Consider the following 26,216-nt stretch of genomic DNA (forward strand, 5'->3'; position numbering starts at 1 on the left):
TGCTCCCACGCGCCCATCGCCGCTGAACGTGGATGGGAAACGGGGGCACATGTCGCGAGAATATCTGGAGTTGCGTAAGCGCTGCCAAGCCGTGTTGCACAACGTGTGGTTACCACGCCCGTTTCACATGGACGAGTTGTGCCGCAACGTGGAGGAGCAGCGCGGAAAGCGCCTGCATCTGCACTCGCTACCACGAGAAGCTGCGGCCTCCGGCATCTGCGGTCTGTGGATCGCCACTCCCGCGGATGACCACATCTTCTACGCTGAACAAACTTCCCGAGTACACCAGGAACATATCGTGCTCCACGAGCTCGGGCACCTCCTGTTCGAGCACAATATGCTGGGGGAAGACATCAGCGGTGGCATCGAGGCGCTCCTGCCCGATCTGAATGTTGGGCGCGTGCAGCAACTCTTGGGCCGCGCCAACTACTCCACTCGGCAGGAGCAGGAAGCCGAGATGCTCGCAAGCATGATGAGGATGAGTGCCGACCGGCCGTACCAGGAGCAATCGCACGGAGTACTGGCGACGCTCGAATCAGCACTGGGTGTAAGGGCATCGGATGTCGGCTGAGACAGCCGATCTCGGCAATTTCCTTACATACCCAAGTGTCGTCATTCTCTGGGTGGCTGTACTCATTCGTTTTCCGTCGGCGGTCCACTCACCGAAGCAGCGCGGGCTGTGGCTTGCTGTCGCGACCGCAGCCACGGCGATGACTCTTGCTCTTCCCCGCGTCGCGGATTTCGCCATAAGAGGCTCCGGGATCGCTCATTCCCTCGCTCTGACGAGGAATCTGATCGGTGTGGTGTCTGCCGGCGCCGTGCTCTACTTCGTCGCTGTATCCACAAGCAGCCGTCGGCGCAAGTTCGGATTCTTCGTCACTGCCGGCCTGGTCATGGCTGCCCTTCTCGTGCTCGACACCCTGGCACTGCCGCATCGGGAACACGACGTCCCGGCGGCGGAAGGCTTTCCTCCCTCTCTCGCCTACTGGGTGACCCTGATCTCGGCTCATCTGCTGGCGAACACTGTCTGTGCCTTTGTCTGCTTGCGCTACAGCCGGCGCACGGAAAACCCCGGTCTCGCAGTCGGTCTACGACTGTTCGGCCTGGGCACGGTGCTGGTGGGACTGTTCTGGCTGGGGCACTTGCTCCTGGTCACCGCCAACGGCACCTGGGTTCTGCCCCTTCTGCCGCTCCTGATGAATCTGCACGGCTTGTTGAGGGCGGCAGCGATCCTGGTGCCGACGCTGTTCACCCTGCGTCGCACGGCCGCGGACATCGCCGCCGCCTGGCGCCTTTGGCCGCTGTGGCGAGACCTCGTGCAAGTTGTGCCCCATGTGGCTTTGACCAGGCCGCGGGCGAGACTTGTCGAGTTGCTGTGGCCACCGATCCCTCGCAGCCTGCTCCTGTACCGCAAGGTCATCGAGACCCGCGACGCCATCCTGGTACTCAACGACTATGTCGAGCCACAGGTGCCGGATCTCGCCAGGTGCCATGTCTCAATCAACGGCGCTGCGAACTCCGGCAGCGAGGAGGCGGCAGTGTTGGCGTGTGTGATCAGGGAAGCGCGCAGGGCCAAGACCGTCGGCCGACCTCAGCGGCTGAGCTCCTTCAATGCATGCGCCTTCGCAGGCAGCGACCTCGAGGGCGAGAAGAGGTTTCTCATCGACGTGGCTGACGCCTACGGATCGGCCTCGACTCGGACGTTCGAGCCGCAACTTTGGAAATGAGCTTTTCCTGGTGCGCACTCCCCTGCGGCGCAGCCACGCTGCCGCCCCAGGAATGCAGGCGCGAGGTACGAAACCCTGCCCCACTCCTCCCCATTTATGCAGGTCAGGTCACCTGAAGGTGCGCATCCGTGCAGGTCACGGGGTCCAGCGGCCGCCGGTATGTGGTAGGACCGGGCTGTTGGTTCCGTTTCTCCCGTCGTTGACCGCTCGGCCGAATCCCGAGGTGCGCCATGGCTCTCGCCCCCGTCACGCCGTCACTTTCCCGGGCCGAGCTGCGCGGGGTCTTCGAGAAGGGCGCCGACAACAGCGAGCTGGTCGGTATCGAGGTGGAGACGGCCGCGCTGGACCCCGGGACCGGTACCGCGGTGCCGTACGAGGGGCAGCGCGGGGTCCGCGCCCTCCTGGAGCACCTCGTCGCCGAGCGGCCGGATGCCGTGCCGCAGTACGACCGCGCGGCACTGGTGGCGGTGCGGCTGCCGGAGGGCGGCACTGTCTCGCTGGAGCACGGCGGCGCCGTGGAGTACTCCTCCCCGCCGTACGCCTGCGTGGCCGAGCTCGCCGGGGTCACGGACCGGGCGCTGCGCGGACTGGCCGCGGCGGCGCGGCGGTTCGGCTTCGCGCTGGTGCCCGGAGGGCAGTACCCGTTCACCGCGCCGGAGGAGGCGGAGTGGGTGCCGCACTCACGGACCCCGCTGATGCGGCGGCACTTCGAGCGCCTGGGCAGACCGGGCGCAGCTGGGGTGCAGGTGATGTCGCTGGCCCTCTCGACGCAGGTCTCCCTCGACTTCACCTCGTACGAGGACCTGACGCGGAAGCTGCGGGTCCTGGCCGCCGCCTCCACCCCGGCGGCGGCGCTGTTCGTCAACGCGCCGCTGGAGGGCGGCCGTCCGTGCGGGCAGCTGTCCCGCCGGATGGACTATCTCAGCCGCACCGATCCGGCGCGCACCGGCATCGTCCCGATGATGCTGCGCGAGGACGTGGACGTGGAGATGTTCATCGACTGGGCGCTGAACCTTCCGATGATCCACCGTGCGGCACCGGACGGCGGCCGGTGTGCGGCGCCCCGGGTGCCGTTCGGCACCCTGCTGCGGCAGGGCTTCGGGGACGGGAGCAGGCCGGGGCTCGCCGACTGGCGCGCGCACCTGTCGCAGATCTTCTCCGATGTACGGCTGCGCGAGACGCTGGAGCTGCGCGCCGTGGACGGTCCGCCCTACGGCGCGCTCTGGGCGGTACCCGCCTTCTGGACCGGGCTCAGCTACCATCCGCCGTCCCGCGCGGCGGCCTGGGAACTGCTGCGCGGCATCGGTCCGGACGAGCACCGGGCCGCGCTCCGCGACATCTCCTGCCGCGGCCTGGCCGCCGAGCTGGCCGGCCGCCCGGTGCGGGAGGTGGCGGCCGAGCTGCTGCGGCTGAGCGAATCCGGTCTGCGGGCCCGCGTCGCCGCGGGCACCGAACGTCCGGAAGCCGTGGAGTTTCTGGCCCCGCTGCACGAGATCGTCGAGTCGGGCATGACGTTTGCGCAGCACACGCTCGACCGGCTGCGGAAGGACCCGGCGACCTTTCCGGTACGCCACATCGCCCGGCACCGCATCCCGTAGCGGCCCGTTCCGCTCAGCCGGGCGTCACACCACGCCCTGGCTCCGCATCGCCTCGGCCACCCGGTGGAAGCCGGCGGCGTTGGCGCCCAGGACGTAGTCGTCGGGACTGCCGAACTCCTCGGCGGCGGTGACACAGTCGGTGTGGATCGCCCGCATCACCGTGGCCAGCCGGGACTCGGTCTCGGTGAACGTCCAGGACTCGCGCGCCGCGTTCTGCCGCATCTCCAGCGCGGAGGTGGCCACGCCGCCCGCGTTGGCGGCCTTGCCCGGGCCGTAGCGGACGCCCGCCTCGCGCAGCACGCCCACGGCGTCGGGAGTGCAGGGCATGTTGGCGCCCTCGGCGACGACCTTGACCCCGTTCTTGACGAGGCTGATGGCGTGCTCCTCGTGGAGTTCGTTCTGTGTCGCACACGGCAGGGCGATGTCGCACGGCACGTCGTAGACCGAACCGCGGGTGCTGAACCGGGCGCGGGGGCGTGCCTCGGCGTAGGTGTCCAGCCGGCCGCGCCGCTCCAGCTTGATCTCCTTGAGCAGGTCCAGGTCGAGGCCCGCCTCGTCCACGAGATAGCCGGAGGAGTCGGAGCAGGCGATGACCTGGGCACCGAGCGCCTGGGCCTTCTCGACGGCGAAGAGGGAGACGTTGCCGGATCCGGACAGGACGACGCGGTGCCCGGCAAGGTCCTCGCCCTGGGCGGCGAGCATTTCGCGGACGAAGTGGACCGTGCCGTACCCGGTGGCCTCCGTACGCGCGTGTGAGCCGCCCCAGCCGATGCCCTTGCCGGTGAGCACGCCTGCCTCGTAACGGTTCGTCAGCCGCTTGTACTGGCCGAACAGATAGCCGATCTCGCGGGAGCCGACGCCGATGTCGCCCGCGGGCACATCGGTGTGCTCCCCGAGGTGGCGGTGCAGCTCCGTCATGAAGGACTGGCAGAAGCGCATGACCTCGGCGTCGCTGCGTCCCTTGGGGTCGAAGTCGGCGCCGCCCTTGCCCGCGCCGATGCCGAGCCCGGTCAGCGCGTTCTTGAAGATCTGCTCGAAGGCGAGGAACTTCACGGTGCCCAGCGACAGCTGCGGCACGAAGCGCAGCCCGCCCTTGTACGGGCCCAGCGCGCTGCTGAACTCCACCCGGAAGCCGCGGTTGACGTGCACCTCGCCCGCGTCGTCGGTCCACGGCACCCGGAAGAGCACCTGCCGTTCGGGCTCCACCAGCCGCTCCACCAGCTTCGGCTCGGCGTACTCGGGGCGCTTGCGCAGCACCGGCTCCAGACTGTGCAGCACCTCCCGTACGGCCTGGTGGAACTCGGGTTCTCCGGGGTTACGGCGCAGAACGTCGGCGTACACCGCTTCGATACGGCTGCTGGCATCCACGGACATCATCCTCGTCATTCGCACGGCCGCCCATGCCCTGCCGGGACAGGCTGGTCACGAGGGTACGTTCGGGCGCCACGAGTCCGGCTCGCGAGTGGCGAGAAACACCCTCGCGGGTGGGGCGGTGTGTCATTCGGCGAGCCGTACCGCACTCTCCAGCAGCAGCGCGTGCACGAACGCCTGGGGCAGATTGCCGCGCAACTGGCGCTGTTCGACGCCGAACTCCTCGGCGTACAGCGCCGGCGGACCGTACGCGGCACGGTTGCGCTCGAACCAGCGGTAGGCGGCGGGGCGGTCGCCGAGATGGTCGGTGACCAGGGACATCATGAAGCCGCACAGCAGGAAGGCGCCCTCGGCCTCGGCGAGGGGACGGCCGTCGTGCCGGAAGCGGTAGACGTAACCGTCCTCGGAAAGCTCCTGCTGTACGGCGGCGACCGTACGCGCCGTGCTCGGATCGTCGCCGGGGAGACAGCCACGGGCCAAAGGCAGCAGAAGGGCGGCGTCCACGTCCCGGTCGTCGGCGGCGCGGGCCCACACTCCGTCGGGGCGCAGACAGCGGGCGCGGGTCTCGGCCAGCACCGCGTCGGCCAGCGCGCGGGGGCGTCCGGCCGCGCGCTCGGGCAGCTGCGCCGCCAGGGAGCGCAGTCCGGTCACCACGCTGAGCCGCGAGTGCGTCCACCAGCGCTCCTCCAGCTCCCACAGCCCGGCCTCGGGGCGCCGCCAGTTGTGCTCGACGGCGGTGACGGCGACATCGGCGGCGCGGCGGACGTCCCGGTTCTCCAGGTGCCCGTGGCGGGCTGCCGCCGCGTACAGCTGGAGGACCTCGCCGAAGGTGTCGAGCTGGAACTGCCTGCCCGCCTGGTTGCCCACCCGGTCGCTGCCTCCGGGGTAGCCGCGCAGTCCCAGGCTCCGCTCGGCGGGCACCGGTTCTCCGGTGACGGTGTAGGCGGGGCACAGCGCTTCGCCGTCCTCCAGGATGCGCGCGGTCACGAAGTCGCAGGCGCTGTCCAGCAGCGGATGCGGCCCGTGTGCGGCCACGGCGATCCCCGCGTAGCACTGGTCGCGGAGCCAGGCGTAGCGGTAGTCGTAGTTGCGGCCCTCACCGGCGTGCTCGGGCAGCGAGGTGGTGGCCGCCGCCGCCATGCCGCCCGCGCCACTGGTCAGCCCGTGCAGTACGGCGTACGCCTTCCGGGCGTCCCGCGGGGCGAGCAGGCTGTCGCAGTCGGGCACCAGCTGCCGCCAGCGGCGGAGGGTCTCCTCCCACAGCCCGTGCGGCTCCAGGCTGCCGCGGCCGACGGCCCGCTCGGTGCTGATCTCCAGCACGAGGTCGCGCCGCTCGCCCTCCCGCAGGGTGAACACGCCGCGCAGCGCGCCGTCCGCGTCCTGGCGCGCCTCCGGGGCGCCGGACCAGCGCAGCCGCAGCCCGCCGCCGGAGGACGTCCACACCGGTGCGGCGTCGCCGGCTCCGATCCGCTCCTCGGTCTGCTGCCAGCCGCCCAGCTCGGCATGGCCGAAACCCGGCCGCGGATCGAGCGCCAGCCGGACCCCGGCGCCGGAGGAGGGGGCACACTCGACGCTCACCTGGCGCAGCAGGACGAGCCGTTCGGGGTCGGAGGGCAGGGCGAGTGCCTCACGCGTGAGGAAGACCGCCTGCGACGTCACCCACCGGCTGACCCGCACCAGCGTGCCGTTCTCGTAGAAGCCGCCGCTGACCTGCCAGTTGTCGGCAGGCCGTACGTCGTACTGCCCGGCGCCGCCGATCAGTTGCGAGAAGACCGCGTCGCTGTCCCAGCGGGGTGCGCACAGCCACACCAGCTCGCCGCGCGGCGAGACGAGCGCGCCGCGTTCACCGTCGCCCAGGAAGGCGTAGTCCCGCAGCGCCCAGGGCTCCGTGCCGTCCGAACCGTCCGGTTCATCTCGCCGCGAGGGGGACACCTGCGTCATGCCCGCGACCCTAGTACCCGGCCGCGCGCCCCGTGGGTGCCCTGTGTGACGCACCGCGACGCCGGGTACTCGACGCTTCCCACGGCGGCGACCCAAGCCGCCGCCCGCGCGGAAGGAGGACGGCGATGACCCAGCGGGTGCGCGAAATCATGACTCCGGCACCGGTGGCGGTCGGCACCCTCACCGGCGTCTGCGAGGTCGCGCAGCGGATGCGCGACGAGGACATCGGCGCCGTACTGGTGACGGAGCGCGACGAGCTACGCGGCCTGGTCACCGACCGCGATCTGACAATCCGGGTACTGGCCGAGGGGCGGGACCCGCTCCATACGACGGTGCGCGAAGTGTGCAGCCCTCGTCTGGTGACGGTCTCACCCGACGAGGAGACCGGCCACGCCGCCGACCTCATGCGCCGCCACGCCCTGCGTCGGCTGCCGGTGGTGGACGGCGCGGAGGCGGTGGGCGTCGTGGCGCTGGGCGACCTGGCGGTCGAGCGTGCCCCGGACTCGACCCTGAGCGGGATCAGCGCAGCGTCGGCCAACACGTGAGGGATCGGCCAATACGTGAGGGAGAGGCCAACGGCCCGTCGAGGGCCGCCGCCCTGCGCAGCCGGGTCGACACCGACCGTGGCGAGGAACCACCCGGGCCCGGGCGGGCGATGCGCGAGCCGGAGGGCGGCCCGTAGCAGCGGACGAGCAGGAGCCGTCACCGCTGAAACGATCAACAGCCGGCGAAGGTGCCCCGCTCCGCTTGGTGCGACCGCGCGTATGGGTGTTCCCTGGATAAAAGGGATGCCCCGAACAGACCTGAATGCCCCTACCTGAGGTGAGGAGCTGGAAATGCCCAAGCGCCAGCCGGACCAGGCAGGAAGCGAGCCCGACCAGATCCGTGGGCCCGAGGAACGGCGGATCCACGGCGGCATGCCGGAGAAGCCCGACGACGAGGCGCTGGCCAAGCGCACGGAGCAGGAGCGGGTCGACGCCGGAGTGGACGACTACGACCCCGAGGACGTGCCGCCCGCGACGGAACCCTGAAGACCCCCAAGGGCCGGCCACGGCCGGCCCGCACCGCTGAGAGGCCGCAGCCATGTCAATCGCCACGGTGAACCCTGCTGACGGCGAGACCCTCCAGACGTTCGATCCGCTGTCCGAGGAGGAGATCGAACAGCGCCTCGCGGACGCCGACGCCGCCTTCCGTGCCTACCGCACCACCACGTTCGAGGAGCGGGCCCGGCTGCTGAACGGGGCGGCCGATCTCCTGGAGCGGGAGTCGACCGGCGTCGCGCGCGTCATCACGACGGAGATGGGCAAGACGCTGGCCGCCGCGGAGGCGGAGGCCGCCAAGTGCGTCAAGGCGATGCGCTGGTACGCGAGGAACGCCGAGGCGCTGCTGGCACCCGAGTACCCGGCCGCCGATGACGTCGAGGACTCGGGCGCCGTACGGGCCAGGGTGCGCTACCGCCCGCTGGGTCCCGTACTGGCCGTCATGCCGTGGAACTTCCCGCTCTGGCAGGTCATCAGGTTCGCGGCGCCCGCGCTGATGGCGGGCAATGTGGGGCTGCTCAAGCACGCGTCGAACGTGCCGCAGACCGCGCTCTATCTGGGCGATCTGTTCCACCGGGCAGGGTTCGCGCCGGGCTGCTTCCAGACCCTGCTGGTGCCCTCCCGCGCCGTCGAGTCGGTGCTGCGCGACCCGCGGGTGGTCGCGGCGACCCTCACGGGCAGCGAGGGCGCGGGGCGTTCGGTCGCCTCGGTGGCGGGCGACGAGGTCAAGAAGACGGTTCTCGAACTCGGCGGCAGCGACCCCTTTGTCGTGATGCCCTCGGCCGACATCGATGCCGCTGCACGGACGGCGGTGACCGCGCGCGTGCAGAACAACGGCCAGTCGTGCATCGCCGCGAAGCGCTTCATCGTCCATACCGACGTCTACGACGCGTTCGCCGAACGGTTCACGGCAGGCATGCAGGGGCTTACCGTCGGCGACCCGATGCAGCCGGAAACGGATGTCGGCCCTGCTCTCCAGCAAGCAGGGCCGGGACGACCTGGAGGAACTGGTCACCGACGCACTCACCCTGGGCGCGCAGGCACTGTGCGGAGGCCGTCGGCCCGAGGGCCTGGAGCGGGGCTACTACTACGAGCCGACGGTGCTCACCGGCGTCACCGAACAGATGCGTATCCACCGCGAGGAGGCGTTCGGCCCGGTGGCCTCGCTCTACCGGGTACGGGACGTGGACGAGGCGATCGAGCTGGCCAACGACAGCCCGTTCGGGCTCAGTTCCAACGTCTGGACCCAGGACGAGTGCGAGACGGACCGCTTCGTCCAGGACCTGGAAGCCGGCGGCATCTACTTCAACGGTATGACCGCCTCGCACCCGGCCCTGCCGTTCGGCGGTGTCAAGCGCTCCGGGTACGGGCGGGAGCTGTCCGGGCACGGTATCCGCGAGTTCTGCAACGCGACGACGGTCTGGCGCGCGTGATCCTTCCGCTCAGTACCGGGTCACCGTGCGGTTGACGCCCGTCACGAACGTGGTCGCCAGCACCCAGCCCGCGACGATGAGCAGATACGCCAGCCATTGGTACCAGCCCTGTGGCGCGTACGCCTTCTCCTGGCCGAAGTCGATGATGGGCAGCAGCAGATCGAGGGCGTAGGCGAAGGCGTTGAAGTCGGGCGCCTCTTCCGCCTTGAGGGGCCGCGGCGGATGCAGTCCGTAGGCGAGCGCCCCCAGCAGGAGCAGCCCGGCCAGCCATCCGGCCGCCCGCATGGGGCGGAAGCCGTATCCGACGGTCACATCCTGCAGATGCCCCCACAGCCGTCCGTAAAGGGGCAGGGTCGTGCGGTGTCTGCGATGCTTGGCGAGCTGGACGGCGCGGGCGGCGGCGTCATCGCCGATGTGCCGGTAGGCGGCGGTCAGCTGTTCGTACGCGAAGGGCACATAGCCGTCGCCGTCGCGAGTGAGCACCTCCAGCCGCTCGGGGGCCGGGAGGGCCGGGGCGAGAGTGGTGTACGACAGGCCATCGAAACGCACGCCCCCTGGCCATACCCCGGGCTCCGCGTACAGCATGTCGACCCGGGCCCGGCGCAAGTTGACATCCCCCTCTATGGGCGGCACCTCGCGCAGCCAGAACTCGCCCGCGGTACAACTGCTGGCCCGTAGGGCGACGCCGCCCGGGTTGGACAGCCGCGCGTAGCCGAAGTTGAGCTGGCCGGGAACGGTGACACCGCGCAGATTGACGCGGCCCTCGGCGTGCAGCCGCATGGCGTGCAGATCCGTTCCGACGGTGAGGGTCTCGGCATGGAGCGCGGTGCCGCCGGGCTGCAGGAGACGGGCGTCGTCGAGCCGGACGAGGCCCGCCACGGTCACCCCTTCGAGCCGGGCCCGGCCGTGCACGGTCAGCCGGGTGGCCCGCAGGTCCTCGCCGACGGTCGCATGGTCCAACTTCAGGGGAGATTCGGGACGTTCGGCCGAGCCTTCGCTGTCGTCATCGGCCCCGGCCGGAGTACCCAGTACGGCGCGGCTCAGGAAGAGAGCTCCTGCTATCCGCGCTCCGGACAGTGCCACAGCGCCCGGGATACGGCAGTCGTTCAGCCGCAGCACCCCGTCCACGCGCAGTGTGGTCGCCCACAGCCCCGGCATCCGGCACTCGCTCAGGGTGAGCTGCCGGAACTCGGCGCCGTAGAGCACGACCGTCTCCTCGAAGTCGCAGTCCCGCAGCGACACCGGGCAGCGGACCACGCCGGAGCGCACATTGAGTTCCCCGGTCACCTGGGCGCCCCGCAGCCGCAGGGCCGGTATCTCTCCGTTCTCCTCGGGCGGGGTCAGCAGCAGCGAGCGCAGCACCCGGGCCCGCACGGTCCGCTCGTCCGCCGTCGTGAGGTCGACCGGCGCACCCAGCGGAAACGCCTCCCACACCCGCCGCTCGGGCTCCGTCAGTTCGTTGATCTCCACGCGCGCGACTCTTCCCGTACGTCGCGAAGGCGTCAACTCCGCACGGTGTCGCCCGCATCGGCGCTTACCCCGCGGGTAATCGACCCGGCCCCTGCCCGGACGGCATCGTCAGGGCATCGGCCCGCGGGCAATCGTCGGCGGGCCTCCACCAGAGCGAGGGGACGTACGCCATGAACACCTACGAAGCCGCTGTCGAGCGCTACTTCGCCGCCTGGAACGCGCCGGACGCCGAGAGCCGCGCGAAGGCCGTCGCCGCGGCGTGGACCGAGGACGGCAGCTACACCGACCCGCTGGCGCAGGTGTCGGGCCACGACGAGCTGGCCGCCGCGATCGGTGCGGCGCGGGAGCAGTTCCCCGGCTGCGAGTTCCAGCTGGACGGAGCCGTCGACGGGCACCACGACATCGCCCGCTTCTCCTGGGAGCTGGTCGTCACCGCTGACGGCTCCTCCCCCGCCGCGGGCTCGGATGTGCTCACGCTGGCCGAGGACGGCCGGATCTCCTCGGTCAAGGGCTTCCTGGACCGGGTGCCGGGCGCCTGAGCGCCCCGTCAGAGGCGCGGGGAACGGCGCGGCCGGCACGGGCCGCGGACGCGCGACGGCCGCACCGACCGAGCGGGACCGCGCAGCGTGTGCGACGGAGCTCGGGTGGTGCGGACCGCCGGCGACACAGCCGCCGTCGTGGTTGCGCGCGCAGTTCCCCGCGCCCTTGAGGGGCGCCCCGCTCAGGGGCGGTGGCCCGTGGGGATCTCCTCCCCCTCCGGAACGGGACCCGGCGCAGTGCCGTCCCCGAAGGGGCGGCCACCGAGCTGCTCACGGTGGTGCGGGGTCAGCCAGCCGGACAGCCCGGGTCCGGCCGGCACGATCGAGGTGGGGTTGATGCCGGTGTGCACGACGTAGTAGTGCCGCTTGATGTGATCGAAGTCGACCGTGTCGCCGAACCCCGGCGTCTGGTACAGGTCCCGTACGTACGCCCACAGCACCGGGTCCTGCTCCAGCTTGTTGCGGTTGCACTTGAAGTGACCGTGGTAGACGGCGTCGAAGCGCACCAGCGTGGTGAACAGCCGGATGTCCGCCTCGGTGATGGTGTCGCCCACCAGGTAACGCCGGTCCCGCAGCCGCTCCGACACCAGGTCCAGCCGGCGGAAGACATCTGCGTACGCCGCCTCGTAGTCCTGCTGCGTGGTGGCGAAACCGGCCCGGTAGACCCCGTTGTTGACGTCCCGGTAGATGCCCTCGGCCACCTCGTCGATCTCGGCACGCAGCGCCTCGGGGTAGAGGTCGGGCGCGCCCGGCCGGTGCAGGTCCCGCCACTCGGTCGCCAGGTCGAGGGTGATCTGCTGGAAGTCGTTGGTGACCAGTTTGCCGCTGGGCACGTCCACGACGGCGGGCACGCTGACCCCGCCCGGGTAGTCCGTCTCCCGTTTGTCGTACGCCTCGTGCAGGAAGTGGATGCCGAGCACCGGGTCGCGGTCGTCGGGGTCCAGGGTGAAGCGCCAGCTGCGGTCGTCCTGGATCGGGTCGGTGACGCCCAGCGAGAGCGCACTCTCCAGGCCGAGCAGCCGCCGCGAGACCAGGGCGCGGCTGGCCCATGGGCAGGCGCGGCTGACGACGAGCCGGTAGCGGCCCGCCTCGACGGGCCAGCCGTCCCGGCCGTCGGCCGTGATCCGGTCCGCGAAGTGGCTCTTGGACCTCTTGAACGGCTTCCGGCCGTACTCGGTGTTCCCGGCGCCGTCGGCGGCCTCAGCGGTGCTCATTCCGGTCTCCTTCTGGCAGGTCGGGGCGGAGTCCTTGCTCGCCCGAGCGGTTGTTCGCCGCCCGAGCGCATCTCATCACTCCGGCGCCGTCCGTGCCGAGTACCGACGCGTGAGGACGGTGATACGGGCCGATTCCGTGCGGCCTGCCGAACGGCTGCTCAGCGCCCGACCTGCCAGGCGCAGGGCGGGAGTTGGGCGGCCCGGCAGTAGACCTCGCACGCCCAGGGGAGGGCGGCGGCCGACGGATGCAGGCGGGCGCCTTCGAGGCTGGCCAGCAGCCGGGCCGTGTGGTGGATACAGCCGGTGTGCTGGGTGCCGTTCCCTTCGATGACGCTGACCGCCCTGCGCCTGCCCTCGCACGGCGTCGGGTCCGCCTCGTCCGCCGCCGCGCACCGCCGGGCCCCGCCCGCTGTCGCCGCGTCCATGTGCCACCCCCGTCTTGCTCGCGCCGCTCCCCGCGACAGCCAGTGGCTTCCCCCAACTGCCCCCGGACATGACGTAGTTGGGGAAGCCATGGGCAACTCTTGACGGTCGGACGCGCAGCACGGGTCGCGGGCCGTCGGCTCAGCCGGTGAGGAAGTCCCGCACCACCGGCGCCAGGTCCTCGGGGGGCACCTGGTGGAAGGCGCCGGGCAGGGTGCGGTGCTCGCCGTACGGCAGTGCCTCCGCCGTTGCGCGGGCGGCTTCCTGGAGCACCGGCGTACTGGCGTCGCTGGACAGCACGAGAGTGGGAACCCGCACAGCGGCCAGCGTTCCGGTCGGCAGCGTCCCGTCGCCGAGCAGCGTGGTGTCGTAGCAGAGTGTGTGGGCGATCTTCTTCATGTCGTCCCACCCTGGGGACTGGCGGGCGCCTTCGACGGCCTGCGGGGGCAGTCCGATGATCTCCGCCAGGAAGTACGCAACCGCCTCCGAGCGGTCCTCCTGCCCGATGAGCTCGGTCAGCCGGGCCACGCGGACGGGATCCTGCAGCTGGCCCGCGGCGCCGGTGAAGGGCGGTTCGAAGAGTACGAGCCTGCTCAGTGTGCCCCCCGTACGCGCCGCCGCTTCGAGCACGACGAGGCCGCCGGACGACATCCCGAAGGCGAACACCTCCGCTCCCGCCGCTCCCCCGCCGAGCGCCTCGGCGACGGCGGTCAGGTCCGCGCCCTCCTGCGCGGGCGCGTAGGGCTCGGTGTCGCCGCTGTCGCCCCTGCCCCGGCGGTCGTAGACCACCCCGGACAGCCCCAGGGCCGCCAGCTCACCGGCGAGTGGCACGCCTGCGGTGCGGGTGGCGAGCGCGCCGCCGGTCAGGACGACGGGCGGGCCGTCGCCGAACTGCTCGTAGGCGAGCTCGGTGCCGTCGGACGAGGTGGCGAAGCGCACGGTCATGGCGGGCCCTTCCTGGCTGTGGCGTTGTGCTGAGACTTCTATCAGCAGCCGCCGACGACCAGGCGCTGCACGCGGTGCGCAACGCGGCCGGTTCAGCCCTCGGGCGGCGGAGGCGGCGTGGGCGCACCGGCGGGCGGCGGCAGCTTGGGGTAGCTGCCAGGCGGCGTGCCGGTCGCGGCGTCGGAGGGTGCGCCGGCACCGACCGCCTCTGCCGGCAGCAGCGCGTCGCGGCGTGCTCCGGGGTCCCAGCCGGGTTCGACGACACGCTTCTGGACCAGGATGGCGCCCGCCAGCACCGCGCCCCCGGTGGCGAGCATCAAGGCGATGCCGCCCGTCTCGCCCACCTTGTCCGCGAAGCCGATGAGGGAGCCGAACCAGCCGAAGTCGGCGTCGCCGAACGTGGTGTTCTCGTCCCCGAAGGCGCCCAGGACCTTCAGCAGCACGGCGGGCAGCAGCGTGATGAGGACGCCGTTGGCGAAGGCGCCGAGCACCGCGCCGCGCCTGCCGCCGGTCGCGTTCCCGTACACACCCGCCGCGCCGCCGGTGAAGAAGTGCGGCACCAGTCCAGGCAGCACCAGCGCGAGACCGAACGCCGGGTTGAGCACCCAGGCGAGCAGGGCGAGGGTGCACAGACCGCCGACGAAGCTGGAGAGGAAGCCGACGAGTACCGCGTTCTGTGCGTACGGGAAGACGATGGGCGCGTCCAGCGCGGGCACGGCGCCGGGCACGACCTTCTGGGCTATGCCCTGGAAGGCCGGGACGAGTTCGCCGAGGATCGTCCGGACGCCGAAGAGGATGACGGCGACCGCGATGCCGAACTGGAGGCCCTGCATGATGGCCTGCATCAGATAGTTGCCCAGGCTGGTGGCGGCTGTCCCGCTGTCGGCGGCGAACGCCTTGAAGGCCGTCTTCTCGCCGGCCTTGACGACGTAGAGGATCGCCATGACCACATAGATGAGCAGCATGGACAGGGCGGTGGCGACCATCGAGTCGCGCAGGAAGCGCAGCCCCTCGGGCAGCTTCATGTCCTCCGTACTGCGGCTGCGCTTGCCCACGAGCTGGCCGACGGCACCGGCCGTCACATAGCCGGCCGTTCCGAAGTGGCCGATGGCGATACTGTTGTTGCCGGTGATGCGCTTGGTCCACGGGTGGGCGAAGGCGGGCATCGAGACGAGCAGGATGCCCAGCAGTACGCCGCCGACCGTCACCACGACCCACGCGGACAGCCCCGCTGTCGCCAGCACCATGGTCAGCAGCGTCGCCATGAAGAGCATGTGGTGGCCGGTCAGGAAGACGTAGCGCAACGGCGTGAACCGGGCCAGCAGCAGGCCGAGGCCGAACCCGACGATCATCAGCCAGGCAACCCGCGCGCCGAACTGGTTCTGCGCGATACCGACGATGGCCTCGTTGGTGGGGATCACCCCGTGCGCTCCGGTGGCGCCCTGGATCATCTCGCCGAGCGGCGCCAGTGAGCTGACGACCAGCCCCGCACCGGCGCCGATCAGCAGAAAGCCCAGCGTCGCCTTGATGGCGCCGCCGACGATCTGCCCCGCCGACTTCTTCAGCGCGATCAGGCCGGCCGCCGTGATGAGACCGATGAGATACGCGGGAACGCTGAGGATCTCGGTGACGAGAAACTTCGCGATGGTGACCAGCCAGTCCATGGCGCCTTCCGCTTTCGTGCCGTGCTCGTAGCTCGTAGGAGGTGTGGGGGGTGGCGGGTTCAGACGTCGTAGGTCTCGCGCAGCGCGGCGTCCACTTCCTTCGCGCTGGTGAAGTCCTCCACGACCCGCACCGGGATGCCCACGTCACCGAGGGTCCTGGCGATCTCGCGGGAGGTGAGGATGGCCGCGGCCTCGGCCGCCTTGCCCTTCGCGGAGATGGTGTCCGTGGCCTCGACGGTGATGTGCCGCTCCCAGCCCCAGCGGTCGAGGACCTGCTCCAGGGTGTTCTTGAGGAAGAGGCTGGTGCCGACGCCGTTGCCGCAGACGGTGAGGATCTTCTGCACGGCCGGTCCGCTCGCCCGCGCCGGACGCTCGCCGTCGGACTCCTGCTGCTGGAGCACCCGGTGCAGATCCCCGGGTGTCGCCGCGTCGCGAAGCGCCGCCTCGGTGTCCGGGTCGCCCAGCAGCCGGGCGAGAGCCGCCATGGCCGCCGTGTGCGCGCCGGAGTCCTGTGCCGCCAGCGCGACGACCAGGCCGACCGGGTCGTTCGTCCCGTGCCCGAAGCTGACGGGCTCCGCCAGCCGCACCCACGACATGCCCGTGCGGCGCACCGCGGGCGAGGGGCGCGCGTGCGCGAAGGCGAAACCGGGCGCGATGACGATGTACGGCCCGTTCTCCTCGACGTTGCGGATCATCTCGTCGGTGTACGCATCGGTAGTGGTACCCCGCGTGACCAGCAGTTCGCCCGCCACGCGGACCGCGGAGCGCCAGTCCGCTGCGGACACGTCGAGCCGGATCGCCTCGCGCGGCAGGAGTTCGCTCAGTGACGCCATGCCCGGATACTGACACGCCGCTCTGCGCGGCCCCGGGGCGCCTCCCTGCAAGAACCCGTAGGCGGGCCGGGGACGGGCCCGGACACCGCCGCCGGGGCCGGAGCGGTGCGCGCCCCCTTACGGACAGGCCCCGTGTCGGGGCGGAGAGCAAGGGGTACTCGCGCGGTCTGTGGATGGTCACGGTCGCCACCGAGCGCACCGGCGCCGCCGCAGCACTCCGTGGACAGATGCACAACGCGCCCCGCACGAAGCAGGCGCCCCCGCACGAAGCAGGGAGGAACCATGCGCCTCGATTCCCTCGCACCCCTTCTCGACCGGAACGGGCCGTGGGCCACCGTCTACACGAGTACGGCACGGGCCACCGAGTCCGCCGGTGACGAGCGCCGGCTGGCGGCCCGCGCCGCGGGGGACGAGCTGGCGCGGCAGGGGGCCGACGCGTCAACCGTGGACGCCGTCGCCGAGCAGCTGGCCGCGCTCTCGCCCAGGACCCGGCCCCGGGGCAGCGTGGTGTTCGCGGCCAACGGCAACATCGTGCTCGACCTGCCACTGAATCTGGCGCCCGACCGCAGTCGCGTCAGCTGGTCGGCGCTGCCGCACCTGGGACCGCTGCCCGAACTCCTGGGGGAGAACCCGCGCTGTCTTACGGCGCGCATCGACCGTACGGGCGCCGACTTCGAGCTGGTGGACGCGCACGGGACGCACAGCGCCGGGCAGGCAACCGGCGAGGAGTGGCCGGTGCACCGTACAGCCACCGGAGAGCTGTCGGAGAAGCACTTCCAGCTGCGCGTGGAGAACACCTGGGAGAGCAACGCGGGGCTGGTCGCGGAGGCCGTCGCCCGCCGCTTCCAGGAGACCGGTGCCGACGTGCTCGTCCTCAGCGGCGACCCACGGGAGCGGCGTGCCGTCCATGAGCGGCTGCCCGAACAGCTGCGGGCCATCGCCGTGGAGACCTCGCACGGTGGCCGCGCGGCGGGCTCCTCCTCCGAGCTGCTGGACCGGGAGACGGCGCGGGCCCGCGAGGAGTTCGCCGCCCGGCACACCGCTCAGGCGCTCGCCGCGATGCGGGCCGCGCACACCCCGGGTCCGGCGCCCGCGGGTTCGGCCACGGCGGAGACGGTGCCCTCCCTGGTGGAGGCGGCACGGGAGCACCGGGTCGACACCCTGCTGATGCGGCCCGGCGGTCCGGACCGGGAGCGCGAGGTCTGGGTGGGCGACGGCTACGACCAGGTGGCCGTGCGGCGCTCCGAGCTCCAGTACCTTGGGGCCCCTGACCCCGCGCCCGCGCGCGCCGACGACGCGCTGCTGCGGTCCGCGCTGGCGACCGACGCGGAGGTGCTGGTCGCCGACCCGCTGGAGGAGCTGCCGGTCGGTGGGCTCGGAGCCCTGCTGCGATGGACGCACACCGATGAGAGGGCGTCTGCATAGCTGCGTGAAGGGGCGCTCCGCGCGCCCCGGGCACATAACGCCTCCGACTTGATGCTCTTCCAAGGGGCGGAAGGAGCGACTTCCCAGGAGCCGGAGCTGCGGTCCAGCCAGCCGGACAGCAGGCCGAAGCAGGCGCCCGCCAGTGCCAGGAGTGCGCCGAGCCAGCTCGGTGAGGTGAGGCCGAAGCCTGCGGCGATGACCATGCCGCCGAGCGAGGCACCCAGCGAGTTGGCGATGTTGAAGGCGGACTGCACGCTGGCGGAGCCGAGTTCGGGCGCGTCCCTTCCGTGGTCGAGAATGCGCGCCTGGACGCTGGGGATGGCGGCCATGCCGGCGATGCCGGTGAGGAACACGTTGACGGCGACCAGGACGGTGTTCTGCGCCGTCACCTGGATCATGACCAGCGAGAGCGCGAGGGCCAGCAGGGCGCAGCAGATAGTGCGTACCGGCCAGTCGGCGAGTCGGCCGCCGAGCATGGTGCCCACCGTCATTCCCGCCCCTGCCAGGGCCAGCAGTGCTGTAGCGGCCGTGGGAGTGTAGCCGCTGACCTGGGTGACCAGCGGCTGGATGTAGGTGTAGAACGACGAGGTGCCGGCGAAGCCGAACACCACCACGGCATAGGCGAGCCACACCTGTGGTCTCTTGAATATGCCGAGTTCGCCGCGCACGGTCCCCCTGCCGGGTTCTCGCTGTACGGGGATCAGCGCCGCGAGGGAGACGAGGGCGAGGAGGCCGATCCCCGCGACGACGATGAAGGTCCAGCGCCAGCCCACCGTCTGCCCGAGCAGAGTGCCCAGCGGTGACCCGACGATGTTGGCCATCGGCACGCCGACCAGAACCACCGAGAGTGCTCTGCCACGCTTTTCGGGTGCGACGAGTCCGACCGCGACAACGGCCCCGATTCCGAAGAACACACCGTGCGGGAGTCCGGCTGTAAAGCGTGCTGTCAGCAGCAGCTCATGGTTCGGGACAAAGGCTGACGCTGTGTTCCCGAAAATGAACAGTCCGGTCATCACGAGCAGGATTGTCTTACGGCGGACCCGCATACCCGCGATGGTGAGAAGCGGTGCCCCGATCACGACACCGAGTGAGTAGGAGGAGACATAGCCACCGGCATCGGAGATGCTCACTCCCATGTCGGAGGCGGCTTCGGGCAGTAGACCTATCATCACGAACTCGGCCGTGGCCGCACCGAACGTTGCAATGGCCAGAGCCAGGAGGGCAAGGGGCAACGGGACCTCCTTGCGGGAGTGGGGTGTTGGGACTGCCCGGCTCGCCTCGGCGGGCCGTTCCTTGAAAAGAAGCGTGCCGCAATACCGGATTCGAGCAAACGGTTTCCCCATAAGGCTGCCCATAATAGGATTCCGAGAATTTTCTGAACTCCCCCTGGAATCAAGGCAGTCGAGAAGCAAAGTCACCAAGAAGCCATCCGTGGAAGGCGCGTGATTCGGCGTGTCGCCACCCACTTCGCCGATCACCTTACGGGCAAAGAGAGTTGCCGGTGACGACAGCGGCGGCTGTGACACAGGAATTGCTTATACCCGGTGAGTGAGTAGCGGATGGTAACCGAATGGCGAAACCCGATCGGTGCGGATCACGGCGGACCGGAACACCGGAAGAAAACGGCCGATCGGCCTCCCCTGACGGCCGCCCGGTCTTCCCTGACGGCCGCTCGCGCTTCACCGACGGCCGCTCGCGCTTCACCGGGGGACGATCGGGCCGGGGTGGCACGCGGCCCGGGTCGTGACCACGGCCACCCTCGGGCGGTTGGACCCTCGACGCTCTGCGGCTCCCACTTGATCTCGCCGCAGGAGACGACGCCGGTGGCGCAGCGGGCCTGCCGGCTCGCGGGGTCGGTGATCCAGCCGTGCGCGTCGGCCGGGGTCGCGGTGAGCCGGGACAAAGCGTCACGCCTGGTGGTCACGCTTGGCGGTCACGCCTTCGGGAAGCTGAAGCTGTAGCCCTGTTCCTTCAGCCAGGGCAGCAGCCGCTGGAGCGCCTGGTAGGACTCGGAGCGGTCACCGCCGCCGTCGTGGAGGAGGACCACCGCGCCGTCCTCCATCTGCTCCTTGGCGTGCCGGACTATCGCATCCGTACCGGGAAGCTGCCAGTCCCCGGGGTCGACGACCCAGCCGAGCGACCGCATCCCGTGCTCGGCCGCCGTCCGGCGGCTGGCGGGGGTGAAGGCTCCGCCGGGTGCGCGGTAGTAGTGGAGAGGCGCGCCGCCCGACGCTTTGTCGATCATGCGCTTGGCGTCGCGTATCTGCCGCTTCTGATAGGCCACCGACTTGTGGTCCATGTCCGTGTCGTGGTCGACCGAGTGGTTGCACAGCCGGTGCCCCTCGGCGACGATCCGCTTGACGAGCTTCGGGTAGCGCTCGGCGTTGGGGCCTATCAGACAGAAGGTGGCCTTGACGTGGTACTGGCTCAGCAGGTCGAGCATCTTGGGTGTCCACTCCGGGTGCGGACCGTCGTCCAGTGTCATCGAGACCGAGTGACCGCCGGCGGCGGTGCGGTGGCTTATCTTCCGGCTGACCTTCCGGGGGGCCTTCGGCTTCGCGGGCTTGGCGTGGGACTGCTTCTCGGCCGGGGCCGGGGCGCCCTGCTGCACGCGCGCGGCGCGCACACTCTGCTCCCAGCCCGGATGCCGACTCGACGCGGCAGCCCCCGAACCCGTCCCGATGAACGCCGTCAGCAGACCGACCGCCACGGTTCCCGCCGCGGCGGATATCGCCACGGTCCCCGGCCTGCTGCCCCGCTTGCTGTGCACTTCTGCTCCCAACTGCCCGTTTTCACCGAACTTGCAATGATGCAGACCACTCGGGAGGTACAGCGGTTGCGTCGCCGAGATGAGAGATACGCCGCATTCGGGGCGGGGCTGGGCAACGGCGGCCGGGGCACCCTGACAGCCTGGTGACAGATCGACCGAGAGCAGGGAGAGCACAGGCGATGGCGACCAGCGTGGCATTCACCGAGGATCTGGCGCGGGAGGTGCTGGCCGCTGCGACGGGCGGCCCCGGCGGTACGGCGGAGCTGCTGTCGCTCGGCGAGAACGCCGTCTTCGGGCTGGACGGGACCGTGGTGCGGGTCGGCCGCGACCCACAGCTGTTGACGCGCGCCGAGCACGAGCTGCGGGTGGCGACCTGGCTGGAGAGCGAGGGCGTGCCCGCGGTCCGGGCTGCCGAACCGGAGGCCCGGTTGGTGGGAGACCACCCGGTCACCTTCTGGCAGCGGCTGCCCGCCGCGGTGCGGCCCGCGGGCGCCGCGGACCTGGCCGGTCTGCTGCGGCTGGTCCACTCGTTGCCCGAGCCGCCGTTCGCGCTGCCCGCGCGGGAGCTGCTGGGCGGCGTGGAGCGTTGGTTGCGGCTGGCCGGGGACGCGGTGCCGCGTGAGGACGCGGCGTTCCTGAGGGCGCGCCGGGACGACATCCTCGCCGCGCTGCCCGGCCTCGTCCCGCGGCTGCGGCCCGGTCCGGTGCACGGGGACGCGCTGCCTCGCAACGTCCACGTCACCCCGCAGGGGCCGCTGCTGGTGGACCTGGAGACGTTCTCCTCGGACCTGCGCGAGCACGACCTGGTCGTGATGGCGCTCAGCCATGACCGCTACGGGCTGCCGGAGGCGGAGTACGAGGCGTTCTGCGCCACCTATGGCTGGGATGTGCGCGAATGGGAGGGGTGCGCGGTGCTCCGGGGGGCGCGCGAGACCGCGAGCTGCGCGTGGGTGTCGCAGCACGCGCCGGGCAACCCCGCCGCGCGCGCGGAGTTCCTGCGGCGGGTTGCCTCGCTGCGCGAGTCGGACCCGACGGTCCGCTGGCACCCGTTCTGACCGAACGTGCTGGTTGCGGGCGTCGCTTGTACCTCCCCCAGCCTCCGGGCGGGAGCTGCCCCCAGACCGGCGGACCAGGCGGCGTCCGCAACCCGTACGTCCGGCTACACCCACCCCCGCGCCGTCAACTCCTCCGTGAAGCGCGCATAGGAGTCGTCCAGTGCGGCCTTCTCCTCCGGCACCGGCTCGACCAGCCGGCCCTCACCGGTCATCGCGGCGGCGGCCTCCTCGACACCGTCGTACAACGTCCCGGTGGCGGCCAGCAGCGCGGCGCCGAATGCGGTCTCCGCGCGGTCGGCCACCCGCAGGGGCACGCCGAGCACGGTGGCGCGGATACGGGTCCACAGTGGGCTGCGGCTGCCGCCGCCCGCCGCGTACAGCGGAGCGTCGACGGGCACGCCGAGCGCCGCGACCCGTTCCAGGGCGAGCCGTTCGAGGAAGGCGACGCCCTCCAGGTCAGCGCGGTGCCGGTCGGCGTCGTCGGCCGGGGTGCCGAGGGTGAAGCCGCGGGCCGCGCCCGCCACGAACGGGAAGCGTTCGCCCTCGCGGCGCAGCGGATAGCTGACGCACGACGCGGGGCCCCGCGCGGCTGCTGCCTCATCGAGCGCGGGCAGCCGTTCGACGGCGCGGTGGGCGAGGGCTTCGCCGCCGGTGTTGGAGGCGCCGCCCGGCAGCCACCAGCCGTCCGGGTGCCGATGGCTGTAGAGGGCGCCGGCCGGGTCGGTGACCAGGTCGCGGGTGACGCCCTTGAGAACGTAGGTGGTGCCGAGGACTCCTACGAACTGGCCGGGTGCCACCGCGCCGGTGGCGAGCTGACCGGCGCAGCCGTCCGTCATGCCGAGCCGTACGTCACAGCCCACCGGCAGCCCCGTCTCGGCCGCCGCCTCGGCGCAGACGGTGCCGACAGAGGTCGCCGGCGGCTGCACGGGGGGCAGCCAGTGCGCCGGGATGCCGAGCGCGTCGAGGACCTCGCCGGGCCACTCACCCGCGCGCGGGTCGTAGCCGGTCTTGAGGGCGTGGCTCCAGTCGGTGGCGACGGGTTCCCCGGTGAGCCGGCGGCCGAGCAGGTCGGGGGTGTGGACGAGCCGCGCGGCGCCGGGGCGGTCGGCCGCGTGCCGTGCGTACCAGGCGGCCCTGCCCAGCGCTGCGGTCGGCCCGACGGTGAGGCCGAGCGCCTGCCACCGGGACGAACCCCGGTGCTGGGCTTCGGCGTTGAGGTCCGCGGCCCTGCGGTCGTCGTACATCAGCGCGGGGCCGAGTGGCCGCCCGTCCCCGTCGGCGAGTACGAGAGTGCCGGAAGTGGCGGAGACGGCGACGGCGGTCACTTCGGCGCCGCGGGCCGGCAGCGCCGCGGTGGCCTGGCGCAGCGCCTCGGCCGCGGCGGGCCACCAGCGGGTGGCGTCCTGCTCGCTGCGGCCGCCGCCGTCGCGGACCGGCTGCGGCAGCGCGGCCCGGCCCTCGGCGTACACCGTGCCGCGGGCATCCAGGCAGACGACGCGGACGGCGGCCGTGGCGACGTCGATCCCGGCGACGAGGGGGGTGGCGGCGGTAGCGAAGTGCTGGTCTCCGGGCGCCGGGGCTGGGCTGGGCATGGCATCCCTTTCAGTAGGAGTGTTAATTTCACACGCTCCGTGTGATATCGGCGCGTGCGAGGGGCGCCGGTCAGCCGGTCACCGCCGCGACCCGGACGTCGGTGTGCTCGCGCAGCTCGGTCAGCAGCTCGCCGGGCACCCCGTCGTCCACCACGACGTGGTCGAAGTCGGCCACCGGGCACAGCCGGTGCAGCGCGGTACGGGCCACCTTGGAGTGGTCCATCAGCAGCGCAGCACGCGCCCCGGAGGCGAGCATGGCGCGCTTGACGAGCACCACGTCCTGCTCCTGGTGGAAGGTCATGTGCCCGTTCATCGCGGAGGTGCTCACCAGCACCAGGTCCACGGACATCGACTCGATGGCCTCCACACAGGGGACGCCGAGGAAGGAGTCATGGGTGTGGGAGTACTCCCCGCCCAGAGCGATGAGCCGGATCTCCTCGCACCCGGCGAAAACGTCCAGCACCCGGCGCGCATTGGTCAGCACGGTCAGCGGTGTCTTCTCGCGCAGCAGCGCCGCAAGCGCCAGCACAGAGGTGGAGTCGTCCAGCATCACCGACATACCGGGCTCGACCAGCTCGGCGGCGGCCTGCGCCACGGCTTCCTTCTGCGCCACATGGACGCCCAGCCGGTAGTCGAGATTGCTCTCGAAGACGCTGGTGGGCAGCGCGGAGACGCCGCCCCGGAAGCGCCGCAGCACACCGCGTCTGGCCAGCGCGTCGAGATCGCGGTGGACGGTCATCACGCTGACGCCCATCGTCTCGGCGAGCCAGCTGACGGTCACCGTCCCGTGCCGGACGACGTGCTCGGCCATGCGCTGTCTGCGGCTCTCCTGCGAGCGGGCGGAGCCGACGGGCGTACCCGGGTTCTTCACGGCGCCTCCCCCGCTCGGCCGGCGGCCGTGGGGGCCGCGAGCGGCGCCTGTCCGGCGGCAGCCCTGCCGGTGCCCGTCGGTACGTTCAGCGACCGTAGCGCCGTGCGGTCGCCGGCCACCTCGATCTCGGTGACTGCGGCGTTGTCGAGCCGGGGCAGGACGAGTCGGTACCGGCCCACGGGAATGCCGAGCATCGCGCACAGGGCGATACGGAAGGCGGTGTTGTGCGCGACCACCAGCACCGTCTGCCCGTCGTGCGCCGCCGCCACCTCGCGCAGCGCCCCGCACACCCGCGGCGCGACGGCGGTGGGTGGCTCGGAGCCGGGGAAGGCGCCGGTCTCCGCGTCCTGGTGAAAGGCGCGCACCAGCTCCGGGTCGTCGGCGGTCATCTCCCCGATGGTGCGGCCCTCGCCCCAGCCGAAGTCGGCCTCGCGCAGCCCCTCGTGCACGCCGGGCACCACACCGAGCGCCCGGGCCGCGGGCTCGGCCGTGCGCCGCGCACGCTCCAGCGGCGAGCTGACGACGGCACCGATGGGCTGCTGCCTGCACCGCGCCACGGCCCACTCCGCCAGCTGCTCGGCCTGCTGCCGGCCCGCGTCGGTCAGCGCGATGTCGGAGATCCCGGCATAGCGGTTCTCCGCGTGCCAGACGGTCTGGCCGTGGCGTACGAGCAGGAGCCGGGCGGTCATACGTCCTCCAGGACTTCGGTGCGGCGGGCGGGTGCGGCGCGGCGCACACTCCCAGCCCATTGGGCTTCTTCACGTGGAGCGCTATAAATATAACAATCTCGATGTGGAGAGCAGTGCGAACTGCCGGGACTGGAAGGCGAACGGCCATGACTGAAACCGCTGGGGCGATCATCGGTGTCGACATCGGCACCTCCGTCACCAAGGCCGTCGCCTTCGATCGCGACGGCAACCGCCTGCACGCCGCGGCACGCCGCTCCACGCTGCTGCGCGAGACCGGTGGCGTCGTCGAACAGGACCTGGAAGAGGTGCTGGCCGGCGTCGCCGAGGTGGTCGGGGAAGTCGGCGCCGCTCTGCCCGCACCCCCGGCCGCACTCGCCCTGACCGGGCAGGGCGACGGGCTGTGGCTGCGCGATGCGGAGGGCCGGCCGGTACGGCGCATGATCTCCTGGATGGACGGCCGCGCGGCGTCGCTGGTCGGCCGCTGGCAGCGGGACGGCACCGTGGGTGAGGTCTTCCGGCACACCGGCTCGGGCATGTTCCCCGGCTGTCACGCACCGCTGCTGGCGTGGCTGCGCGAGCACGAGCCCGAGACACTGGAGCGCGCGGCGGTCGCCGGCTACTGCGTCGACGCCATAGCGCAGCGGCTGACCGGCACGGTCAGCGTGGACGCCTCCGACGCCACCCTGCCCTTCCTCGACCCGGCCACCCGCAGCTACTCCCCCGCCGCGCTGGCCGCCTGCGGCGTGGCAGAGCTGGCCCACCTGCTGCCGGCCCCCGCCGCACCGCGCGCCGTCCTCTCCCTCGACCGGGAGGGAGCCGCGCTGCTCGGCCTTCCCGCCGGACTGCCGGTCACCTCGGGGCCCTACGATCTGCCCGCCTGCGCCATCGGCAGCGGCGTACGGGAGATCGGTGACGGACTGCTGACGGTGGGCACGACGCTGGCCTGCCAGGTGCTCACCGACCGCACGGACCGCGACCCGGACGGAGAACCGGCCGGGATGTGGCTGTGCACCCCGGAGACCGACCGCTGGCTGCGCGCCATGCCCGCGATGGTCGGTACGGCGGGGATCGACTGGGCGCTCGGCGTGGTCGGCGCCTCCACCGACGATCTGGAGGCGCTGCTGGACAAGAGCCCGGCCGGAGCCCGCGGGGTGGTGGCGCTGCCGTTCCTGTCCGAGGCGGGCGAGCGCGCGCCGTTCGTGGCGCCCGCCGCACGGGCCTCGTTCGAGGGCATGTCCTTGGCGCACGACCGTGCCGACCTGGTGCGTGCCATGTGCGAGGCGGTCGGCTACGCGGCCCGGCACTGCCTGGAGAGCGCCGACCTGTCCCGGACGCTGGCCGCGTGCGGCGGCGGCACCCGCTCCCACGGCTGGATGCGGGCCTTCGCCGGTATCCTCGGCCGCCCGGTGCGGGTGCCGACCGAGACGGAGGTCGGCGCCAAGGGCGCCGCCGTCGTGGCCCGCGCCGCGCTGGGCGACCCCGTCGACGAGGAGCGGTGGCACGCCGGATACCGGCTGGTGCAGCCGGACGACGCCGACCTCGACCGCTACGAACGCGGCTACGCGGAATACCGCGACCGGGTCGCTGCCCGCTGGGGGGTGTGACCGGACGTTGGG

The 26,216-nt window shown here is 71.6% G+C and carries 21 protein-coding genes and 2 pseudogenes; 10 read left to right on the plus strand and 13 right to left on the minus strand.

What is annotated here, in order from left to right; genetic code table 11:
* Positions 1 to 49: 49 nt before the first annotated feature.
* The 3 genes from ACTWP9_RS29955 to ACTWP9_RS29965 all read left to right on the plus strand — a co-directional run bounded on the left by ACTWP9_RS29955 (position 50) and on the right by ACTWP9_RS29965 (position 3,325).
* Positions 50 to 571: a hypothetical protein gene (locus ACTWP9_RS29955; RefSeq protein ID WP_443249445.1), complete on the plus strand. Its 522-nt coding sequence runs from the start codon at positions 50 to 52 to the stop codon at positions 569 to 571.
* Positions 561 to 1,727 carry an MAB_1171c family putative transporter gene (locus ACTWP9_RS29960; RefSeq protein WP_443249446.1) on the plus strand — a complete coding sequence of 389 codons (1,167 nt, stop codon included), beginning with the start codon at positions 561 to 563 and terminating at the stop codon, positions 1,725 to 1,727. Before ACTWP9_RS29955 ends, ACTWP9_RS29960 begins: the two co-directional genes overlap by 11 nt.
* Positions 1,728 to 1,957: 230 nt before the next feature.
* Entirely contained in the window at positions 1,958 to 3,325 is a 1,368-nt protein-coding gene (locus ACTWP9_RS29965; RefSeq protein ID WP_443249447.1) for a glutamate-cysteine ligase family protein, read from the plus strand.
* A gap of 24 nt (positions 3,326 to 3,349) precedes the next feature.
* Here the strand turns inward: ACTWP9_RS29965 and gdhA are convergent, their stop codons facing one another.
* Together gdhA and ACTWP9_RS29975 are read right to left on the minus strand one after the other, a co-directional pair.
* Positions 3,350 to 4,702 carry an NADP-specific glutamate dehydrogenase gene (gene gdhA, locus ACTWP9_RS29970; protein WP_443249499.1) on the minus strand — a complete coding sequence of 451 codons (1,353 nt, stop codon included), beginning with the start codon at positions 4,700 to 4,702 and terminating at the stop codon, positions 3,350 to 3,352.
* Between the two features lie 120 nt (positions 4,703 to 4,822).
* On the minus strand, positions 4,823 to 6,637 hold the full coding sequence (locus ACTWP9_RS29975; protein WP_443249448.1) for a glycoside hydrolase family 15 protein: 1,815 nt from the start codon (positions 6,635 to 6,637) through the stop codon (positions 4,823 to 4,825).
* 125 nt (positions 6,638 to 6,762) lie between these two features.
* Here ACTWP9_RS29975 and ACTWP9_RS29980 point away from each other — a divergent pair, with 125 nt between their 5' ends.
* The 3 genes and pseudogenes from ACTWP9_RS29980 to ACTWP9_RS29990 all read left to right on the plus strand — a co-directional run bounded on the left by ACTWP9_RS29980 (position 6,763) and on the right by ACTWP9_RS29990 (position 9,110).
* The gene (locus tag ACTWP9_RS29980; RefSeq protein WP_443249449.1) at positions 6,763 to 7,182 is read left to right on the plus strand and encodes a CBS domain-containing protein; all 420 of its coding nucleotides are present in this window, start codon (positions 6,763 to 6,765) and stop codon (positions 7,180 to 7,182) included.
* Between the two features lie 291 nt (positions 7,183 to 7,473).
* A complete protein-coding gene (locus ACTWP9_RS29985) occupies positions 7,474 to 7,668 on the plus strand; it encodes a hypothetical protein (RefSeq protein ID WP_443249450.1) in 195 nt (64 codons plus the stop codon).
* Positions 7,669 to 7,720: 52 nt separating this feature from the next.
* Positions 7,721 to 9,110 (plus strand): annotated as a pseudogene (locus tag ACTWP9_RS29990) (NADP-dependent succinic semialdehyde dehydrogenase).
* Positions 9,111 to 9,119: 9 nt separating this feature from the next.
* Here ACTWP9_RS29990 and ACTWP9_RS29995 read toward each other — a convergent pair.
* Entirely contained in the window at positions 9,120 to 10,580 is a 1,461-nt protein-coding gene (locus ACTWP9_RS29995; RefSeq protein WP_443249451.1) for a membrane-associated oxidoreductase, read from the minus strand.
* Positions 10,581 to 10,750: 170 nt separating this feature from the next.
* On the opposite strand from ACTWP9_RS29995, the gene ACTWP9_RS30000 reads away from it, so the two are divergent.
* Positions 10,751 to 11,119: a nuclear transport factor 2 family protein gene (locus ACTWP9_RS30000; protein WP_443249452.1), complete on the plus strand. Its 369-nt coding sequence runs from the start codon at positions 10,751 to 10,753 to the stop codon at positions 11,117 to 11,119.
* A gap of 182 nt (positions 11,120 to 11,301) precedes the next feature.
* On the opposite strand, the gene ACTWP9_RS30005 is transcribed toward ACTWP9_RS30000, so the two are convergent.
* The 5 genes from ACTWP9_RS30005 to ACTWP9_RS30025 form a co-directional block, all read right to left on the minus strand.
* Positions 11,302 to 12,333 (minus strand): glutathione S-transferase family protein, encoded by a 1,032-nt coding sequence (locus tag ACTWP9_RS30005; RefSeq protein ID WP_443249453.1) that lies wholly within the window; start codon positions 12,331 to 12,333, stop codon positions 11,302 to 11,304.
* Positions 12,334 to 12,491: 158 nt separating this feature from the next.
* A complete protein-coding gene (locus ACTWP9_RS30010) occupies positions 12,492 to 12,758 on the minus strand; it encodes a hypothetical protein (RefSeq protein WP_443249454.1) in 267 nt (88 codons plus the stop codon).
* A 139-nt stretch (positions 12,759 to 12,897) separates the two neighbouring features.
* The gene (locus ACTWP9_RS30015) at positions 12,898 to 13,701 is read right to left on the minus strand and encodes an alpha/beta fold hydrolase (protein WP_443249455.1); all 804 of its coding nucleotides are present in this window, start codon (positions 13,699 to 13,701) and stop codon (positions 12,898 to 12,900) included.
* 92 nt (positions 13,702 to 13,793) lie between these two features.
* Positions 13,794 to 15,365 carry a PTS ascorbate transporter subunit IIC gene (locus ACTWP9_RS30020; protein WP_443249456.1) on the minus strand — a complete coding sequence of 524 codons (1,572 nt, stop codon included), beginning with the start codon at positions 15,363 to 15,365 and terminating at the stop codon, positions 13,794 to 13,796.
* A gap of 59 nt (positions 15,366 to 15,424) precedes the next feature.
* Complete coding sequence (locus tag ACTWP9_RS30025) at positions 15,425 to 16,198, minus strand: PTS sugar transporter subunit IIA (protein WP_443249457.1); 774 nt, start codon at positions 16,196 to 16,198, stop codon at positions 15,425 to 15,427.
* Positions 16,199 to 16,480: 282 nt separating this feature from the next.
* Between ACTWP9_RS30025 and ACTWP9_RS30030 the strand changes: the two genes are divergently transcribed.
* Entirely contained in the window at positions 16,481 to 17,623 is a 1,143-nt protein-coding gene (locus ACTWP9_RS30030) for a baeRF2 domain-containing protein (protein ID WP_443249458.1), read from the plus strand.
* Between the two features lie 149 nt (positions 17,624 to 17,772).
* On the opposite strand, the pseudogene ACTWP9_RS30035 reads toward ACTWP9_RS30030, so the two are convergent.
* Both ACTWP9_RS30035 and ACTWP9_RS30040 read right to left on the minus strand, forming a co-directional pair.
* Positions 17,773 to 18,978, minus strand: a pseudogene (locus ACTWP9_RS30035) (MFS transporter); the annotation flags it as partial.
* Between the two features lie 578 nt (positions 18,979 to 19,556).
* Positions 19,557 to 20,393 carry a polysaccharide deacetylase family protein gene (locus ACTWP9_RS30040; RefSeq protein WP_443249459.1) on the minus strand — a complete coding sequence of 279 codons (837 nt, stop codon included), beginning with the start codon at positions 20,391 to 20,393 and terminating at the stop codon, positions 19,557 to 19,559.
* 179 nt (positions 20,394 to 20,572) lie between these two features.
* Between ACTWP9_RS30040 and ACTWP9_RS30045 the strand changes: the two genes are divergently transcribed.
* Positions 20,573 to 21,448, plus strand: coding sequence for a phosphotransferase (locus ACTWP9_RS30045; protein WP_443249460.1), 876 nt, complete (start codon positions 20,573 to 20,575; stop codon positions 21,446 to 21,448).
* A 104-nt stretch (positions 21,449 to 21,552) separates the two neighbouring features.
* Here the strand turns inward: ACTWP9_RS30045 and ACTWP9_RS30050 are convergent, their stop codons facing one another.
* From ACTWP9_RS30050 to ACTWP9_RS30060, 3 genes are all read right to left on the minus strand, one after another.
* Positions 21,553 to 23,040: an FGGY-family carbohydrate kinase gene (locus ACTWP9_RS30050; protein ID WP_443249461.1), complete on the minus strand. Its 1,488-nt coding sequence runs from the start codon at positions 23,038 to 23,040 to the stop codon at positions 21,553 to 21,555.
* A 70-nt stretch (positions 23,041 to 23,110) separates the two neighbouring features.
* A complete protein-coding gene (locus ACTWP9_RS30055) occupies positions 23,111 to 23,851 on the minus strand; it encodes a DeoR/GlpR family DNA-binding transcription regulator (protein WP_443249500.1) in 741 nt (246 codons plus the stop codon).
* Positions 23,852 to 23,907: 56 nt separating this feature from the next.
* On the minus strand, positions 23,908 to 24,600 hold the full coding sequence (locus tag ACTWP9_RS30060; protein ID WP_443249462.1) for a histidine phosphatase family protein: 693 nt from the start codon (positions 24,598 to 24,600) through the stop codon (positions 23,908 to 23,910).
* 146 nt (positions 24,601 to 24,746) lie between these two features.
* On the opposite strand from ACTWP9_RS30060, the gene ACTWP9_RS30065 reads away from it, so the two are divergent.
* Complete coding sequence (locus tag ACTWP9_RS30065; protein ID WP_443249463.1) at positions 24,747 to 26,204, plus strand: FGGY family carbohydrate kinase; 1,458 nt, start codon at positions 24,747 to 24,749, stop codon at positions 26,202 to 26,204.
* Positions 26,205 to 26,216: the final 12 nt, after the last annotated feature.

Origin of the sequence: Streptomyces sp. 3N207 (assembly GCF_052246355.1) — a bacterium.
GTDB lineage: Bacteria > Actinomycetota > Actinomycetes > Streptomycetales > Streptomycetaceae > Streptomyces.